Genomic DNA, 16382 nt, shown 5'->3' with positions numbered 1-16382 from the left:
GGACCGCTTCGGCGGGGTACGCGGGCCCTGGCAGGGGCCTCGCGTCGGCGCCTTCGCTACGGAAGCACACGGCGGCGTGGCACGCGGCATGTCCGTCTCGCAGGTTATCCCCGTCCAGAGGTCAGGGTTCACCCGAGAGCCCTCCCCGGCCGGTGATAACCATCACAACGGGGGTACGAGGCCCGATCTCCCCACTCCCCGCACCCGCCGACACGCCCGGGGCGCGGAGCGGATCCGGCCGTGTCGCGGGTCTCTGCGCACGTCCCGGCCCCGGTAAAGATCGGGATCACCGGAACGGCCCATATGCCCGGGGCGTGGCGGGTATAACGGATACGTCACAGCGAACGGTGGGCCGCCACCACCTGTGCCCTCGGAAGCGGACGCACGATGCAGAGCAGCACACACAGACCCGGCCTCGGTCCCGGTAGGACCGAGGTAGCCCCGGAGCCGCACCGGACACCGCCGGACGGCTCACCGCTGAACCTTCCGCTGCCCGCCCCTCCCATGCCGGCCGCCGCCGCTCCACCGGGCCCCGGGGCGGCCGACCCGCTCCCCCCGCTCCTGCCGACGGCACTCCCGCCGACTGCCCCGCTGCTGCCGGACCCGCTGCGCTCGGACGCACCGCAGTCGGACCCACCGCAGTCGGACCCACCGCAGTCGGACGCGCCGCCGTCGGGCACGCCGCTGGCCGACCTGCTGCGGTCGGACGGGCCGGCGTCGGACACAGACCTCCCCACGGACCTGTCCCGGCTGGGCAGCGCACGCTCCACCTGGGCGATGGACCGGCAGGCCGCGGCCACCTTCGCCGCCGAGGCCGCGTCCGTGGCCCGCGCCCGCCGCTTCGTCCGGATCACCGCCGCGATGTGGCGCCTGCGCCCCGAGACCCTCGCCGACACCGAGCTGTGCATGTCCGAACTGGTCGGCAACGCCATCCGGCACACCGGCAGCCGTCGCCTGCACTGCCGTCTGTGGAGCGCGCGCGGGCTGGTCTTCGTCGAGGTCGACGACGAGGACGCGCACGACATCCCCCGCGTCGAACGGCCCGCCGAGGACGACGAGTGCGGTCGCGGCCTGCTGCTCATCACCACCTTCGCCGCCGCCTGGGGCTCCGTGCCACGCCCCGGCCAGGAGGGCAAGACGGTCTGGGCCGCCTTCCCCCTGCCGCGCTGACCCCCACGTCCCGCCCGCCTACTGTTCCGGGACCGGCAGCGGGCGCTTCTGCAGCGCGGCGGCCATCACCTCCGGAAACAGGTCGGGCGTGCAGGCGAAGGCGGGCGCTCCCAGCGCCGCCAGGGCGGCGGCGTGCTCCCGGTCGTAGGCCGGCGCCCCCTCGTCGCTCAGCGCCAGCAGCGCGACGAACTCCACCCCGGCCGCCTGCATCGCCGCCACCCGCTTGAGCATCTCCTCGCGGATCCCGCCCTCGTACAGGTCACTGATCAGCACCACCACCGTGTCGGCCGGTCGGGAGATCTTCGACTGGCAGTAGGCCAGCGCCCGGTTGATGTCCGTCCCGCCGCCCAGTTGCACCCCGAACAGCACGTCCACGGGATCGGCCAGCTCCTCCGTCAGATCGACCACCGCCGTGTCGAAGACGACCAGCCGGGTGCGGAGCGAGGGCATCGAGGCCAGCACCGCCCCGAAGACCGAGGAGTGCACCACCGAGGCAGCCATCGAGCCGGACTGGTCGATGCAGAGGATCACCTCCTTCTTCAGCGCCTGCCGCGCCCGCGCGTAGCCGACCAGCCGCTCGGGCACCACCGTGCGCCGGTCCGGGAGGTAGTTGCGCAGGTTGGCCCGGATGGTGCGGTCCCAGTCGATCTCGTGGTGGCGCGGTCGGCTGGTCCGCGCGCTGCGGTCCAGCGCGCCGCCGACGACGGACCTGGTCCGCGTCGCGATCCGGCGCTCCAGATCGGCGACGACCTTCCGCACCACGGCACGGGCCGTCTCCCGAGTGGTCTCCGGCAGTGCCTTGCCGAGCGAGATCAGCGTGCCGACGAGATGGACGTCCGGCTCGACCGCCTCCAGCATCTCCGGCTCCATCAGCAGCCGGGTGAGCCCCAGTCGCTCGATCGCGTCCTGCTGCATCACCTGGACGACGCTGCTCGGGAAGTAGTTGCGGATGTCCCCGAGCCACCGCGCGACCTGCGGCGCGGACCCACCGAGCCCACCGCTGCGCGATCCGCCCTCCCCGGGCCTGGGCGTGTAGACGGCGGCCAGGGTGCGGTCCATCCCGGCGTCCCGGCCGCTCAGCGAGCAGCCGGTCCCGTCGGCGTCCCCTCCCAGCACCAGCCGCCAACGCAGCAGCCGTTCGTCCTGCTCCGGCGCCGGTCCGTCCACGGACGCCGTCTCGGCCGTGGTCGTGGCACTCATCGCGTCGCCTCCTGCCCGTCGTCTCCTGCGTGCCCGTCGCGGCCCGCCGGCCCCGCGTGCCCGTCCTGACCTGCCTGCCCGTCCCGCCGGACGGCTTGGGGTGGATGAGAGCCGAGGATCAGCCGCACCGTCGCCAACGCAGGCTCGGCGCGGACGAGGTCCAGGCCGGCGCCGAAACCACGCGGGGACTCGCCCGCGCCGCCCCCCTCCGCCGCCTCCCGGCCGCCGGCCCGTACCAGCTCGCCGACCGTGCGCCGGACCCCCGCTTCCAGCCGCGAGAAGGTGCGTCGCAGCAGCGGCAGCACGTCGGGGAAGGCGGCCGCCGGAATCGCCGTGATCCACGCGTCGACGATCCCGAGCAGCCGCTGGTCGTGCACCAGCAGCACCCCGCTCCCTGCGAGGAAACCGTCCACCCAGGCGGCTCCCTCGGCGGGCGGCACACCGGGGGTGAGCGCCAGGCCCAGCAGGCGCGCCGCCTCGTCCTCGTCCAGCCGACCGTCGTCGAGCAGCAGCCGCGCGGCGCGCCCCCGCACCACCGCCGCCGCCGACTCGCGCACGACGAGCACCCGCAGACACGCGTCCCAGCGGCCCTGGATGCCCATGGGCTCCTGATCGTCTCCGGGCGCCGCCTGGTCGGACACCGACTGCTCGGACCCCGCGTGTGCGGGGCCCCAGGGTTCCGGACCGCCGGTCCCAGGACCGGCCGGTGCCGAGGCGAGCAGGCCGACGGCCGTGTGGGTCGCCGCGACATGCTCGGCGAGCGTCTGCGCCGCCGCCGCGTCGAGTGCGGTGGCGGCCGACGGAAGACCGATGCAGATCCGCGTCGCCAGGGAGTGCGCCAACTCGGCCAGCAGCCCCGCTCCCGTCGCCCGCACGTCCCCGTAGCGCAGGGACCGCACCAGCGCGGGCAGGGCCTCCGCGAGGTGGGCGACGTCGGTGTCCAAGGCCGCCCGGTCCGCCAGACAGCGCAGCACCACCGGCAAGGCGTCCGGCAGCCGTGCCGACAGGCACCTCTCCGCCAACTCCGTGATCGCGCCGAGGCGGCTCGCCTCCACGGCCCGCGCCGCCGTCCGAGCGGTCGCGGCCGCCTCGACCGTCGTCCCCCACACGCCCGCCTCCGCCACCCGGACGGCCAGCTCGGGCTCCCAGGCCAGCTCCCAGGACTCCCGGAAGGTGCCGGTCGAGCGGGTCTGGGACACCGTCGGCACCGCCCAGTCGATGCCGAGCAGGGCCAGCCGGTGCAGCAGCCGGCTCCGCTCCGCGTCCAGTTCCTTGCGCAGGTCCAGGTCGAGGACCCGGACGCGTGCCTCGGGCTTGAGCCGCAGCGAGCGTTGAAGCCGCGTCAGATCCCGTTGCAGCGGCACCGCCGGCGCCGCCTCCGGCACCTGACCGAGGGCGTCACCGACGACCAACCGCTCCTCGATCAGGCCCAGCGGCACGTCCGAGTCGTCGCAGAGCACCGCCCGCGCGGCATCGATCGTCTCCTCCAGGCCGGGCAGGGGCCGCCCGCGCACGGCCGCCAGCGTCGTGGCGAGCCGCACCGCCTCGATCACGTGTGCGGAGGAGACCGGGTGGTCCTCCTCCCGGAGCAGCGCGGCCATCCTGGTGAACCACGCCTCGACGACGTGGCGGCCACCCGACTCGAAGAGGTGCTGGTACCACCCGGGCGAGGCGACGCCGGCGCCGTAGCCGGTCTGCTGCGAGAGACGACGGTGCGTCCAGGGCACCCAGGTGACCTCGACCGACGCCTTGGGCAGCCCGCGCAGCAACGCGTTGTCCGCCGCGACGGGGACCTTGGCGTCGAGCGCCGGCACGTGCCACGCTCCGCACACCACCGCGATGCGCTCGTGCCCCGCCCGCGAGGCGGCACGTATCTGACGGCGCATCCAGGCCTCGCGGCGCAGGTCGTCGGGAGCCTCGGAGGCCGTCTCGCGCAGCGCCGTCATGGCCTCCGCGAGCGCCCGGAACGGTGCCAGCGGGTCCGGCGCCCGCGCGCCCGCGCCGAGGCCCCCGGGCACGGCCCCGACGTCCGGCCCGACGTCCGATCCCTCCCCGCTGCCCCGCGCCTCGTGGACCACGTGCTCCACGACGTCGTCCCACCAGCGTTCGGCATCCTCCTGCCCGGCCGCCCGCGCGAGCTCGGCGATCGGATCGAACCGCTCGGCACGCCACAGCTCCGCCGCGTCCCCGTCGTCGCTGGGGACGGGGGTGCTCTCGGCGCTCTCGGTGCTCTCGACCTCCTCGTTGTTGCTCCGGGCCACGCGCTCCGCGGCCTGCGCGGCCGCGTTCTCCGCGGCGAGCGCGAAGGTGTGCGCGGCCGGCAGGTCGATGAAGCGGACCGGCACCTCGGCATCGAGCGCGTACCGCAGCGCGACCCACTCGGGCGAGAAGGCCGCGAAGGGCCAGAACGCGGCACGGGCGGGCTCGTCGACCACATGGGCGAGCAGCGCGACCGGCGGGGTCATCTCCTTGCTCGCGGCCAGCGGCAGCAGCGCGTCGGCCTCCGGCGGCCCCTCGATCAGCACCGCGTCCGGCCGGAACGAGGCGAGTGCGGCGCCCACCGCGCGCGCCGACCCCGGGCCGTGATGGCGCACGCCGAGCAGAGCGACCGTTGCCCCCCGAGACGGGGCCGTCCTCGATGACGCCACGTCCGCAACCCCCGTTCTCACAACGCCGCCGCGTCGCGACAGCCCCGGTAGAAGTCCTTCCAGTCGGCCCGCTCGCGGACGACGGACTCCAGGTACTCCTGCCACACCAGCCGATCCGTGGCAGGGTCGCGCACCACCGCGCCGAGCAGGCCCGCGGCCACGTCCGCCGCGCGCAGCTGCCCGTCGCCGAAGTGCGCGGCGAGCGCCAGCCCGCTGGTCACGACGGAGATCGCCTCAGCCGTGGAGAGCGTGCCGGAAGGGGACTTGAGCTTGGTCCGCCCGTCGGCGGTGACCCCGTCGCGCAGCTCGCGGAAGACCGTGACCACCCGCTGGATCTCCGTCAGTGCGCTGGGCAGCTGCGGCAGGTCGAGCGAGCGCCCGAGCTCGGCGACGCGGCGGGCGACGATCGCCACCTCGTCGTCCAGCGTGGCCGGCAGCGGCAGCACCACCGTGTTGAACCGGCGGCGCAGCGCCGAGGAAAGGTCGTTGACGCCGCGGTCGCGGTCGTTGGCCGTGGCGATCAGGTTGAAGCCGCGGACCGCCTGCACCTCCTCCCCGAGCTCGGGGATCGGGAGGGTCTTCTCGGACAGGATGGTGATCAGGGTGTCCTGCACGTCGGCCGGGATCCGGGTCAGCTCCTCGACCCGCGCGGTCAAGCCCTCCGCCATCGCGCGCAGCACCGGGCTGGGCACCAGCGCGTCCCGGCTCGGCCCCTCGGCCAGCAGCCGCGCGTAGTTCCAGCCATAGCGAATGGCCTCCTCGGGCGTGCCGGCGGTGCCCTGGACCAGCAGCGTGGAGTCTCCGCTGACGGCGGCCGCGAGGTGCTCGGACACCCAGGTCTTGGCCGTGCCGGGCACGCCGAGCAGCAACAGCGCGCGGTCCGTGGCCAGCGTGGTCACCGCGACCTCGACGATCCGCCGCGGGCCCACGTACTTGGGGGTGACGACCGTGCCGTCCGGCAGGGTGCCGCCGAGCAGGTAGGTGGCGACCGCCCAGGGCGAGAGCCGCCAGCGCTCGGGGCGCGGCCGGTCGTCCGCCGCGGCGAGCGCCGCGAGCTCGGCGGCGTAGGCCGTCTCGGCGTGCGGTCGCAGCACCGCGTCGGGCGGCCCGGTCGGGGCCGACGGCATGGGCGTGGACTGGGACGTGGACATAGGTCTCCTCAAGGAGGAAGGCACCAGGGCGTCAGAAAAAGAGCAGGTCAACGTCGTCATGAGGGCGCTCTCGGCTCGGAGCGCCGCCTGCAGGAACCACTCTGCACCGAGGGTCTGACAATCACCGTCACGGCCGCCGAACACACCTGACGGGCCGTCGCCCGACCCCCCGGAATTGTCAGTGGCGGGTCGTAGCGTCGACCGCATGAACGATCGCTGGACTACCGATCACGTTCTCTCCCTGGCTCCTGACGCCGCCTCGCAGAAGGCCGCCGCCAAGCTCTCCCGGCCCACCCCCTGGGCGCAGACGGGCGCCAGCGCGGAGGCGGTCTGGGGTGCCTGCAAAGGCAGCGGCTCACGCCCGTACCAGACGGTCGTCGCCCTCGACGGGCCCGCCTACCACTGCTCCTGCCCGAGCCGGAAGTTCCCCTGCAAGCACGCGCTCGGCCTGCTGCTCCTCTGGTCCTCCGGCGCCCTCGCCGGCGAGGGCGCCGCGCAGTCGGCCGGGGCGGTCGCCCCGGGAGCGGCTGCGGTGGCGGGTCCGGCCGTGGCGGCCGTCGCCCCGGACTGGGCCGAGTCATGGCTCGCCGGGCGTCGGGAGCGGGCCGGCCGCGCCGCAGCCGCAGCCGCAGCCGCAGCCGCAGCGCCCGACGGTGACGGCGGCTCGTCCGCTCCCGCCGCGGGGCCCGCCCGCGACGAGGCGGCCGCAGCCGCACGGCGGGCACGAAGGGAGACGCGGGTCGCGGCCGGCGCGGAGGAACTGCTGACCCGCCTCGCCGACCAGATACGCGGCGGCCTGGCCGAGGCCCCCGCACGCGGCTACGCCTTCTGGGACGGTGTCGCCGCCCGCATGGTCGACGCCCAGGCGCCCGGCCTGGCCTCGCGGGCACGCGATCTCGGGGCGCTGCCCGCCTCGGGCGCCCAGTGGCCCACGCGGCTGCTGGAGGAGTACGCGATGCTCCACCTGCTCGCCACCGGCTGCCGGCGCCGCGAGACGCTTCCGGCGCCGCTCGCCGCGACGATCCTCTCCCGCGTGGGCTTCACCGTCGACAACGCCGAGGTGCTCCGCGCCGGTCCCCTGGTCCGTGACCAGTGGCTGGTCCTCGGCTCCCGCGACACCGCCGACGACCGCCTGACGACGCGTCGCCTCTGGCTGCGCGGAGCCGGGTCCGGTCGGGACGCCCTGCTCCTCTCCTTCGGCCGCCCCGGCATCGCTCCCGAGCTCTCCCTCCCCACGGGCCTGGAGCTGGACGCCGAGCTCGCCTTCCATCCGGCCGTGCCCGTCCTGCGCGCAGCGCTCGGCACCCGCCACTCCGCGCCCACCCGTCCGTCGTTCGCGCGCCCGCGCGGCGTCTCGATCGACGACGCGCTCGGCTCGTACGCCGCCGCGTTGGCGGGCGATCCCTGGCTCGACTCCTGGCCCACCGTCATCGCCGACGCCACCCCCGTCCCGACCGAGGGTGGCTGGCAACTCGTCGACGCCACCGGTGCCGTGCCCCTGTTCGCCCCCTCGCCCTGGCGATTGCTGGCCGCCTCGGCCGGCCGTCCCCTCACCGTCTTCGGCGAATGCGGCCACCGCGGCTTCCACGCCGTCACCTGCTGGACGGATGCGGGTCCGCTCGCCCTGTGACCGGCGGCGTCGCACCGATCCCGCCGCCGCACCCCGCCCCACCGCCCGACTCGACCCCGACGCGACCGCCCCACCGCCCCACCGCCCGACTCGACCCCGACGCGACCGCCCGTCTCGAAAGGACCGCCGTGACAACGAGCCAGGCCCCCTGGACCGATCTCGTCGAGGACGCGCTGCTCGGCACCAACCGGCGCGCAAGCCCCGATCTGCTGGGCCGCGCGGCCGCCGCGACGGTGGCCCGCCGTGCCGGGCTGCGGCCCGCGCCCGCGCCGCCGCTCCCCGAGCCGGCACCGCAGGACTGCCGGCCGGCCCTGCCCGAGGCCGCGGCCCGCCGTCTCGCCACCCTGCTCGCGGAGAACAGCAGCGAACTGCTGCCGCAGTGGCTGGGCACCGCCCGGGCCCGGGGCTTCGCCGCCCCGCCGGAGCTGCTCCCCGCCCTGCTCGACGCCGCCCGGCAGCGCAGCGATCTCCGGTCCGACGCGGTCGTCGTCGCCGGCCCGCGCGGTCGCTGGCTCTCCGCGCTGAACCCGGACTGGCGCTACGTCCTGCGCATCCCCGCACAGGAGACCGCCGCGGGGAGCGAACCGCCGACCGCCACGGGGACGGCTGCGGACGCGGTGTGGCAGGAGGGGCTCTTCGCGGAACGGGTCACCCACCTGACCCGGCTGCGCCGGGCCGATCCCGCCGCGGGCCTGGCGCTGCTGCGGACGACGTGGCCCACCGAACGCGCGGAGGACCGGCTGCTCTTCCTCGACGCACTGCAGGAGGGGCTGGGCCCCGACGACGAGCCGTTCCTCGAGGCCGCGTTGTCGGACCGGGCCAAGAACGTCCGGGCCACGGCCGCGGAGCTGCTGTCCACCCTCCCGGGCTCAGGCCTGGCCGCGCGGATGGCCGAACGCGCCCGCCGAGCGGTCGCCCTCGGCACCGACGGCGCCCTGCTGGTCGACCCTCCCGCGTTGTGCGACGCGTCCATGTTGCGCGACGGGATCGCCGCGACCTCGCCGACCGGGCGCGGCGACCGCGCGTTCTGGCTGGGCGAGATCATCGCGGCCACGCCGCTGTCCTTCTGGGCGGAGCTGGTCGAGGAGGCGGACGCGACGCAGGTGCCGCAGCGAGTCCTCTCCCGCGCGGCCGCACCCACGTGGAGCGACGAGTTGCGTGAGGGGTGGGCGCGAGCGGCCGTGCGCCAGCACGACGCCGCCTGGGCGCGGGCGCTGCTGGCCGAGCGCCCCGAGCAGGTCCTCGGCCGTGCGGTGTCCGGCGGGGCTCCGTCCCGGCTGCTCTCCGTGCTGCCCGCGGCCGAGCGCGCCGCCTGGACGGCACGCTTCGTGTCCCGGCAGGGGCTGGCGGACGCGTTCCAGCTGCTGGTCACCTGCGCCGCGCCGTGGCCGGCCGACTTGTCCGGCGCGGTGCTGGACGCGCTGGCCCAGGCCGCGGAGACGGGCTCCTACCCGTGGAGCCACAGCGGGGTGCTCGGGGTGGCCGAACGTTCACTGCCCTGCTCGGCCGCCGCGCGGATCGACGCCCTCGCCGCCGTCGCCTCTTCCGCCTGGGCGGAGGTGCTGACACGGCTCGCGGAGACACTGCGCACCCGCGCGGCGATGCTCGCCGAACTGGCCTGACGACGCCGACCTCCCGAACGGTCCGGTCAGGCTGAACGGTCCGGTCGCCCGGTTGCCCGGCCGGACCCGTCAGGCCGAGGCGCCCGCGCGCAGGTGCGACTCGACCCAGCTCACGACGTCACGCGTCGGCGTGCCGGGGGTGAAGATCTCTGCCACGCCCAGCGCCTTGAGCTGCGGGATGTCGTCGTCGGGGATGATGCCGCCACCGAAGACGACGATGTCGGCCGCGTCGCGCTCCCGCAGCAGCTCGACGACCTTGGCGCAGAGCGTCATGTGCGCCCCGGAGAGGATCGACAAGCCGATGCCGTCGGCGTCCTCCTGGATCGCGGTGTCGACGATCTGCTCGGGAGTCTGGTGCAGGCCGGTGTAGATGACCTCCATCCCGGCGTCGCGCAGCGCCCGCGCGATGACCTTGGCGCCACGGTCATGACCGTCGAGGCCCGGCTTGGCCACCACCACGCGAATAGGACCGGACACGCCCATTCTCTGCCTCCTGCATCCTTGCAGTTGCTGCGTCGACCGGCGTTTCCACCCGGTGATGGAACGTTATCGCCAGCGGCGTCGGATCGCCGTTTCGCGGCACGACGGGCGGGGAGAATCATTTCGATTCGCGCGTTCACCCACCCGTTCGTCGATCGTCACCCGCATGTTCGGCGCTCGTTCCGCCGACCGTTGTTCTTGCCCGTTCGTCCGCCGTTCACTGCGCGTGGGGTCGTTCCGCACAGGGCCTCGAGGTCATCCACCATGCCTCGGCCCTGGACCGTCCACGGACGCGCAGCGGGGAGCCGCACACCGCCACGCGCCTGCCGCAGTGCCCTGCCGTGCCGCCTCGGTCCGTGTCGCATGGGACCGTTTCGCCTCGGTCCGTGCCGCCGCCCCTCGCTCAGCCCACAGGGGAGGTCGGAGCCGTGAGCATCCCGTTCCGTCGCGCCGCGGCGATGGCCCGCGGCGTCGGCCTGGAGGGCGCTGCCCTCACCGGCCATCTGCTGCTCTACCCCGGCGGTGTCACACCCGAGCGCCGCCCCTCCCGCACGGACCGGCACTGCGCCCACCCACCGGGCGCCGGCCACGGCCCGATCCTGCTGCTGCACGGCCTCTTCGACAACCGGGCCGTCTTCACGGTGCTGCGCCACCGACTGCACCTCGACGGCCGGGACCACCTCCACGCGTTGAACTACAGCCCGTTCTGCCTCGACGTTCCGCGTGCCGCCGTACTGCTGGGCCGCCACGTCGAACGTCTGCGCCGTGTCTACGACGGGGAACCGGTGACGATCATCGGTCACAGTCTCGGCGGCCTCATCGCCCGCTACTACGTGCAGTGTCTGGGAGGCGACGCCGCTGTCCGCTCCGTGGTCACCCTGGGCACCCCGCACCACGGCACGGAGACGGCCCGGCTGCTGCACCCGCTCCCGATCGTCCGCCAATTGCGCCCGGACAGCGCGGTGCTGACCGTGCTCAACGGCCCTGCCCCCGACTGCCGCACACCCTTTCTCTGCTTCTGGGGAGATCTTGATCCGTTGATCGTTCCGGTTCGCAATGCCCAGCTTCGCCACCCGGATCTCCAGGCGGAGAACGTACTGATCCGGAATGCCGGCCACCTTTCTCTTCCGGTTCACCGCGATGTGGTCGCACGGATTCGCGAGTGGCTCGACGAGCCCCAAGGTGCATGCGAAACAGGTGGTATGACCAGTACTCAGATCGCGTGATCGGTCAAGTGGTGTGCGGGGGACAAAAAGCCGAGTCTCTTGTTTCCCGTCGGCCAGTGGGGATACAGTCACGGTCACTTTCCCGCTGTCGAGGTGGTTAGGATCCCGTGACCGCTGACACCAGTTGGTACGGCCAGCAGACACTGGTTCACCCCGACTACAGCCACCAGCCGTACACGGCCGCGTACGGGGATCCGTACGTGGACCACCAGCAGTACCAGTACGGCTACGCGGAGCAGCCGCAGTACGGCTACCACGACGCCTACGCCCAGCAGTACGCCACCGCCTACGCGACGCCTGTGCCCGCGTCGGCGCCGCAGGGACACGGCTGGCCCGAGTACTACGCGCAGCAGCCCGAGCCCACCCTCGTCGCCGAGTACGGCGGCTACCCGGACCAGGCGTACGCCTACCACCAGGACTACAGCGCCTACGACACCGTCACCGACGTGTCGTTCGCCGAGGCGGCCGGGCACGGGTCCTGGGCTTCCTCCGGGGCCGCTCCCCTGTCCGCGTACGCCGCAGCCGAACCCGCGTCCGTACTGGACCCCCTCGCCGACGGCGACGCGGACACCGGAGCCGACGCCGGTGCCAGGGCGGACGCCGACTCCGACGACGGGCAGGACGACGGCTGGACCGCGCGCAGCTCACGGCGGCGCCCCGCCCGGCGCCGGTCCGCGGTCCTGACCATCGCGGTGCCGTCGGTGGTCGTGCTCGGTGTCGCCGGAGCGGCCGCCGCGACCGTCGGTCCGCTGCGTACGCACCACACCGCCACCACGGCCTCGGCCGACCCGGCCGCCCAGACCAAGGCGCAGGCCCTCGCCGCGCAGGAGGCCCGCGACGCCGCCGAGCGCGCGGCACGCGACCAGGCGCGCACGGCGCTGCAGTTGCGCAACGCCGCCGCCCGCAAGACCGCCGCGGAAGCGCCCCGTTACACCCTGCCGATCGCGTACCACACCGGCCTCAGCGCCCTGTTCGGGCAGGCCGGGACGCACTGGATGCAACTGCACACCGGCATCGACTTCCCCGTCCCGGAAGGCACGCCCGTCCACGCGGTCACCGGAGGGACGGTGACGACGGAGTGGAACCCCTTCTACGGCTACATGGTCAAGCTCACTGCCCCCGACGGCACGGTCACCTGGTACTGCCACCTCAGCTCGTACCGGGTGCGCAGCGGCCACGTGAAGGTGGGCGACATAATCGCGTACTCCGGCGACACCGGTAACTCCACCGGCCCGCACCTCCACTTCGAGGTGCACCCGGACGGCGGCCCCGCCGTGGACCCTCTCCCCTGGCTGCTGGCGAGGGGCCTGGACCCGCGCTGACCGCGGGCCCGGGCCGTCCCCTGCCGTCTACAGCTTCTCGACCGGCGCGTAACGCAGCAGCAGTTGCTTGGTGCCTTCGGCGCCGAAGTCGATCGTCGCCTTGGCGTCGTCGGCCGGGCCGGTGACCGACACCACCGTACCGAGGCCGAAGCGGTCGTGGGTGACCCTGTCGCCCACCGCCAGCGTCACCATCGGGCGGTCGTTCATCCGGCCCGCGCTCTTGCCCCAGCCCGCCGCCGGCCCGGATCGCCGTCCGGACTGCGAGGAGCCGAAGCCGGAACCGCCGCCCGCGCTCGAACCGCCCAGTCGCGAACCGCCCAGCCCCGAGCCGCCCGCGCGGCTGCCGAAGCCGGAGGGGCCTGCGGCCGCGGCCGTGCGTCGCTCGTCCACGAGCGTCACCGGGATCTCCTCCAGGAAGCGGGAGGCCGGGTTGTACGAGGGCTGCCCCCACGCGCTGCGCAGCACGGCACGCGAGAGGTAGAGCCGCTCACGGGCGCGGGTGAGGCCCACGTAGGCGAGCCGGCGCTCCTCCTCCAGCTCCTTGGCGTTGGTCATCGCCCGCATGTGGGGGAAGACGCCGTCCTCCATACCGGTGAGGAAGACGACCGGGAACTCCAGGCCCTTGGCGGTGTGCAGGGTCATCAGCGTGATGACGCCGCGACCCTCGCCGTCCTCGTCGGGGATCTGGTCCGAGTCGGCGACGAGCGCGACCCGCTCGAGGAAGCCCGGCAGCCCGGGCTGGGTCACCGGCTCGCCGTCGGGACCCTCGACGGGCTCCTCCTGCTCGAACTCCAGGGCCACGGCCGCGAGCTCCTGCAGGTTCTCGACGCGGGTCTCGTCCTGCGGGTCGGTGGAGGTCTGCAGCTCGGCCAGGTAGCCGGTCTCCTCGAGCACGGCCTCCAGAATCGCGGCGGGGCCCGCACCCGACTCCACCACGCCGCGCAGCTTGGCCATCAGGTCGTTGAACTTCTTCACCGCGTTGGCGGAGCGCGCGGCCATCCCGTACGCCTCGTCCACGCGCAGCAGCGCCTGCGGGAAGGAGATGCGCTCGCGGGAGGCGAGCGCCTCGATCATCGCCTCGGCGCGGTCGCCGATGCCGCGCTTGGGCACGTTGAGGATGCGGCGCAGCGGCACCGCGTCCTCCGGATTGGCCAGCACCCGCAGGTAGGCCAGGACGTCCCGGACCTCCTTGCGCTCGTAGAAGCGGACACCGCCGACGACCTTGTAGGGCAGGCCGACGCGGATGAAGACTTCCTCGAAGACACGGGACTGGGCGTTGGTGCGGTAGAAGACCGCGACGTCGCCGGGCTTGGCGTCGCCCTTGTCGCTCAGCTTGTCGATCTCGTCGGCGATGAACTGGGCCTCGCCGTGCTCGTCGTCCGCGACATAGGAGACGATCTTGACGCCCTCGGCGCCCGCCGTCCACAGGTTCTTCTTGCGGCGGTTGCTGTTGCGCTCGATGACCGAGTTGGCCGCGGTCAGGATGGTCTGCGTGGAGCGGTAGTTCTGCTCCAGCAGGATCGTGGTGGCGCTGGGGTAGTCCTCCTCGAAGTCGAGGATGTTGCGGATCGTCGCGCCGCGGAAGGCGTAGATCGACTGGTCCGCGTCACCGACGACGCAGAGCTCGGCCGGCGGGATCTCGGCGAGCTGCGCCTCGGCCGGGTTCACGAACTCGCCGTCGACGGTCTTCTTCGGCCCCTGGCCGCTCGCGCCACCGGTGAGCTCGCGCACCAGCATGTACTGCGCGTGGTTGGTGTCCTGGTACTCGTCGACCAGGATGTGGCGGAACCGGCGGCGGTAGTGCTCGGCGGCGTCCGGGAAGGCCTGGAGCAGGTTGACCGTGGTCATGATGATGTCGTCGAAGTCCAGCGCGTTGGCCTCGCGCAGGCGCCGCTGGTAGAGCGCGTAGGCCTCGGCCAGCTTGCGCTCCATCGGGTTCTCGGCCTTGGCCGCGTAGGTGTCCTCGTCGATGAGCTCGTTCTTGAGGTTGGAGACCTTGGCGGTGAACGACTTCGGCGGGAACTGCTTCGGGTCGAGGTCGAGGTCGCGGCAGACCAGCGCCATCAGGCGCTGCGAGTCGGCCGCGTCGTAGATCGAGAAGCTCGAGGTGAAGCCGAGGCGCTTGCTCTCGCGGCGCAGGATCCGCACGCAGGCGCTGTGGAAGGTCGACACCCACATGGCCTTGGCGCGCGGCCCGACCAGCGCCTCGACGCGCTCGCGCATCTCCCCGGCGGCCTTGTTGGTGAAGGTGATCGCCAGGATCTCGCCGGGCTGGACGTGCCGCGCGGCCAGCAGGTGGGCGATGCGGTGGGTGAGCACCCGGGTCTTGCCGGAGCCGGCGCCCGCGATGATGAGCAGCGGGGAACCGGCGTGGACCACGGCCTCGCGCTGCTGCGGGTTCATCCCGTCGAGCAGCGTGTCCGGGTCGATGACGGGGTGCGCGGCGCCGTTGCGGTAGTAGGACGCGGGCACCGGCTCCGACGGGTCGAAGGACTGGAAGAGCCCGTCAGGGATCTCCTCCTCGTACGCGCCGCCCTCGTACGCGTCGACGAACGCCGGGCCATCGCCCTCGAAGGGGGGCTCGTCCTCGGCGGGCGCGGCGGGGGCAGGGGCATCCAGGCCGGGCAGGGGGATGTCGTCAAAGAGGCTGCTCATCACCCACGAGTCTAGGACGCCCGACCGACACCCCGGGACGGCTTCACCCGACGCGGGTCCTGACCTCGGCGAGCAGGCCGTCACAACCCGCCTCGCAGAGCCGCAGCACCTCCTCGAAGCCGGTCAGGTCGCCGTAGTAGGGGTCCGGCACGTCGAGCTCGTCCGCACTCGAGGCGGGGTCGTACGAGCGCAGCAGGCGGATCTTGTCAGCTTCGGCCGAGGTCCGTGCCAGCCGCCGCAGCGCCCGCTCGTGCCCCCGGTCGAGGGCGACGACCAGGTCGAGGTCGCGGAACCAGTCGGCGTGGAACTGTCGCGCGACGTGCTCGCTCTCGTACCCGGCCTCCCGCAGCACGCGCACGGCCCGTTCGTCGGCCGGGTCACCCTCGTGCCAGGAGCCGGTCCCGGCGCTGTCGACCACGACCCGGCCGGCCAGCCCGGCTTCGGCGAGGCGTTCCCGCATGACCTGCTCGGCCATGGGCGAGCGGCAGATGTTCCCGGTGCAGACGAAGCAGATGCGCATCACGGACCCCATGATCCTCTCCTCCCCCGTGGCCCCGTCCCTCCCGTAACCGCGACGGAGGCTCCCTGCCGTCCGGCAGCGGGAAAGTCGCGCGACAGGGGCCTCGGTGACCCCTACCGTCGCGGCATGGAAGACAACAGAAGAACGGTGCGCAGCTCGAAGTTCCTGTCCCGGGTGCTGCGGCACGACCCGGTCTGATCGGGGTGACCCTGGACGAGGCCGGCTGGGTCGCGGTGTCGGTGCTGTTGGAGGCGGCGGCCGCGCACGGGCACCGGATCTCCCGCGCGGAACTGGAACGGGTCGTCGCGGACAACGACAAGCAGCGCTTCGCCTTCAGCGCGGACGGGCTCCGGCTCCGCGCCAGCCAGGGGCACACCGTCCCGGTGGACCTCGGGTACGAGCCGGCGACTCCCCCGGCCGTGCTGTACCACGGCACCCACCCGGGCGCCGTGGCCGCGATCCGGCGTGAGGGCCTGCGCCCGATGCAGCGCCATGCGGTACACCTCTCCCGGGACCGGGCGACGGCGGAGCGGGTCGGTGGGCGACGCGGCCGCCCGGTGGTGTTCACCGTCGAATCCGCGGCGATGACCGCAGCCGGGTTCACGTTCCGGGTGAGCGCGAACGGGGTATGGCTGACCGAGCGCGTCCCGCCGGAGTTCCTCACCGAAGACCCGCTCCCCCATCCGCTGCTCGAACCCGTTCACGAATGACGGTCCGATCGTCGGATTGATTCATCGATCAGCCATTAAATGATCGAA

11 protein-coding genes and 1 pseudogene are annotated in these 16382 nt (G+C 73.6%); 6 read left to right on the top strand and 6 right to left on the bottom strand.

The window, feature by feature from the left end; all coding sequences use genetic code 11:
* Positions 1-504 precede the first annotated feature (504 nt).
* Positions 505-1170 carry an ATP-binding protein gene (locus tag BMY61_RS12625; RefSeq protein WP_052439279.1) on the top strand — a complete coding sequence of 222 codons (666 nt, stop codon included), beginning with the start codon at positions 505-507 and terminating at the stop codon, positions 1168-1170.
* An 18-nt stretch (positions 1171-1188) separates the two neighbouring features.
* Here BMY61_RS12625 and BMY61_RS12620 read toward each other — a convergent pair whose 3' ends face one another.
* The 3 genes from BMY61_RS12620 to BMY61_RS12610 are packed head-to-tail and all read right to left on the bottom strand — an operon-like array spanning position 1189 to position 6169.
* Positions 1189-2370: a VWA domain-containing protein gene (locus BMY61_RS12620; protein WP_042456371.1), complete on the bottom strand. Its 1182-nt coding sequence runs from the start codon at positions 2368-2370 to the stop codon at positions 1189-1191.
* Positions 2367-5018 (bottom strand): DUF5682 family protein, encoded by a 2652-nt coding sequence (locus BMY61_RS46085; protein ID WP_082015495.1) that lies wholly within the window; start codon positions 5016-5018, stop codon positions 2367-2369. The genes BMY61_RS12620 and BMY61_RS46085 overlap by 4 nt, the downstream gene beginning before the upstream one ends.
* A 17-nt stretch (positions 5019-5035) precedes the next feature.
* Positions 5036-6169: an ATP-binding protein gene (locus tag BMY61_RS12610; RefSeq protein WP_042456368.1), complete on the bottom strand. Its 1134-nt coding sequence runs from the start codon at positions 6167-6169 to the stop codon at positions 5036-5038.
* Positions 6170-6374: 205 nt separating this feature from the next.
* Here BMY61_RS12610 and BMY61_RS12605 point away from each other — a divergent pair, with 205 nt between their 5' ends.
* Positions 6375-7799 (top strand): SWIM zinc finger family protein, encoded by a 1425-nt coding sequence (locus tag BMY61_RS12605; RefSeq protein ID WP_075003873.1) that lies wholly within the window; start codon positions 6375-6377, stop codon positions 7797-7799.
* A complete protein-coding gene (locus BMY61_RS12600) occupies positions 7736-9421 on the top strand; it encodes a DUF5691 domain-containing protein (protein WP_425314680.1) in 1686 nt (561 codons plus the stop codon). Before BMY61_RS12605 ends, BMY61_RS12600 begins: the two co-directional genes overlap by 64 nt.
* Positions 9422-9490: 69 nt before the next feature.
* Here BMY61_RS12600 and icmB read toward each other — a convergent pair whose 3' ends face one another.
* Entirely contained in the window at positions 9491-9904 is a 414-nt protein-coding gene (gene icmB, locus BMY61_RS12595; RefSeq protein WP_042451879.1) for a coenzyme B12-dependent isobutyryl CoA mutase small subunit, read from the bottom strand.
* 425 nt (positions 9905-10329) lie between these two features.
* Here icmB and BMY61_RS12590 point away from each other — a divergent pair, with 425 nt between their 5' ends.
* A complete protein-coding gene (locus BMY61_RS12590; protein ID WP_042451877.1) occupies positions 10330-11127 on the top strand; it encodes an alpha/beta hydrolase family protein in 798 nt (265 codons plus the stop codon).
* 107 nt (positions 11128-11234) lie between these two features.
* Positions 11235-12449, top strand: coding sequence for a M23 family metallopeptidase (locus tag BMY61_RS12585; RefSeq protein WP_052438983.1), 1215 nt, complete (start codon positions 11235-11237; stop codon positions 12447-12449).
* A gap of 27 nt (positions 12450-12476) precedes the next feature.
* On the opposite strand, the gene pcrA is transcribed toward BMY61_RS12585, so the two are convergent.
* Together pcrA and BMY61_RS12575 are read right to left on the bottom strand one after the other, a co-directional pair.
* A complete protein-coding gene (pcrA, locus tag BMY61_RS12580; protein ID WP_042451876.1) occupies positions 12477-15104 on the bottom strand; it encodes a DNA helicase PcrA in 2628 nt (875 codons plus the stop codon).
* A 43-nt stretch (positions 15105-15147) separates the two neighbouring features.
* Positions 15148-15636: a low molecular weight protein-tyrosine-phosphatase gene (locus BMY61_RS12575; protein ID WP_169791873.1), complete on the bottom strand. Its 489-nt coding sequence runs from the start codon at positions 15634-15636 to the stop codon at positions 15148-15150.
* Positions 15637-15750: 114 nt separating this feature from the next.
* Here BMY61_RS12575 and BMY61_RS12570 point away from each other — a divergent pair.
* Positions 15751-16334, top strand: a pseudogene (locus BMY61_RS12570) (RNA 2'-phosphotransferase).
* Positions 16335-16382 lie beyond the last annotated feature (48 nt).

Source organism: Streptacidiphilus jiangxiensis (assembly GCF_900109465.1).
Classification (GTDB): Bacteria; Actinomycetota; Actinomycetes; order Streptomycetales; family Streptomycetaceae; genus Streptacidiphilus; species Streptacidiphilus jiangxiensis.
This window is presented reverse-complemented; position numbering and strand designations above follow the sequence as displayed.

Bases quoted from the DNA above. Each gene is read 5' to 3' on its own strand.
- BMY61_RS12625 (WP_052439279.1), top strand. From the start codon at position 505: ATGCCGGCCGCCGCCGCTCCACCGGGCCCCGGGGCGGCCGACCCGCTC.
- BMY61_RS12620 (WP_042456371.1), bottom strand. From the start codon at position 2,370: ATGAGTGCCACGACCACGGCCGAGACGGCGTCCGTGGACGGACCGGCG.
- BMY61_RS12610 (WP_042456368.1), bottom strand. From the start codon at position 6,169: ATGTCCACGTCCCAGTCCACGCCCATGCCGTCGGCCCCGACCGGGCCG.
- BMY61_RS12605 (WP_075003873.1), top strand. From the start codon at position 6,375: ATGAACGATCGCTGGACTACCGATCACGTTCTCTCCCTGGCTCCTGAC.
- BMY61_RS12600 (WP_425314680.1), top strand. From the start codon at position 7,736: ATGCGGCCACCGCGGCTTCCACGCCGTCACCTGCTGGACGGATGCGGG.
- icmB (WP_042451879.1), bottom strand. From the start codon at position 9,904: ATGGGCGTGTCCGGTCCTATTCGCGTGGTGGTGGCCAAGCCGGGCCTC.
- pcrA (WP_042451876.1), bottom strand. From the start codon at position 15,104: ATGAGCAGCCTCTTTGACGACATCCCCCTGCCCGGCCTGGATGCCCCT.
- BMY61_RS12575 (WP_169791873.1), bottom strand. From the start codon at position 15,636: ATGGGGTCCGTGATGCGCATCTGCTTCGTCTGCACCGGGAACATCTGC.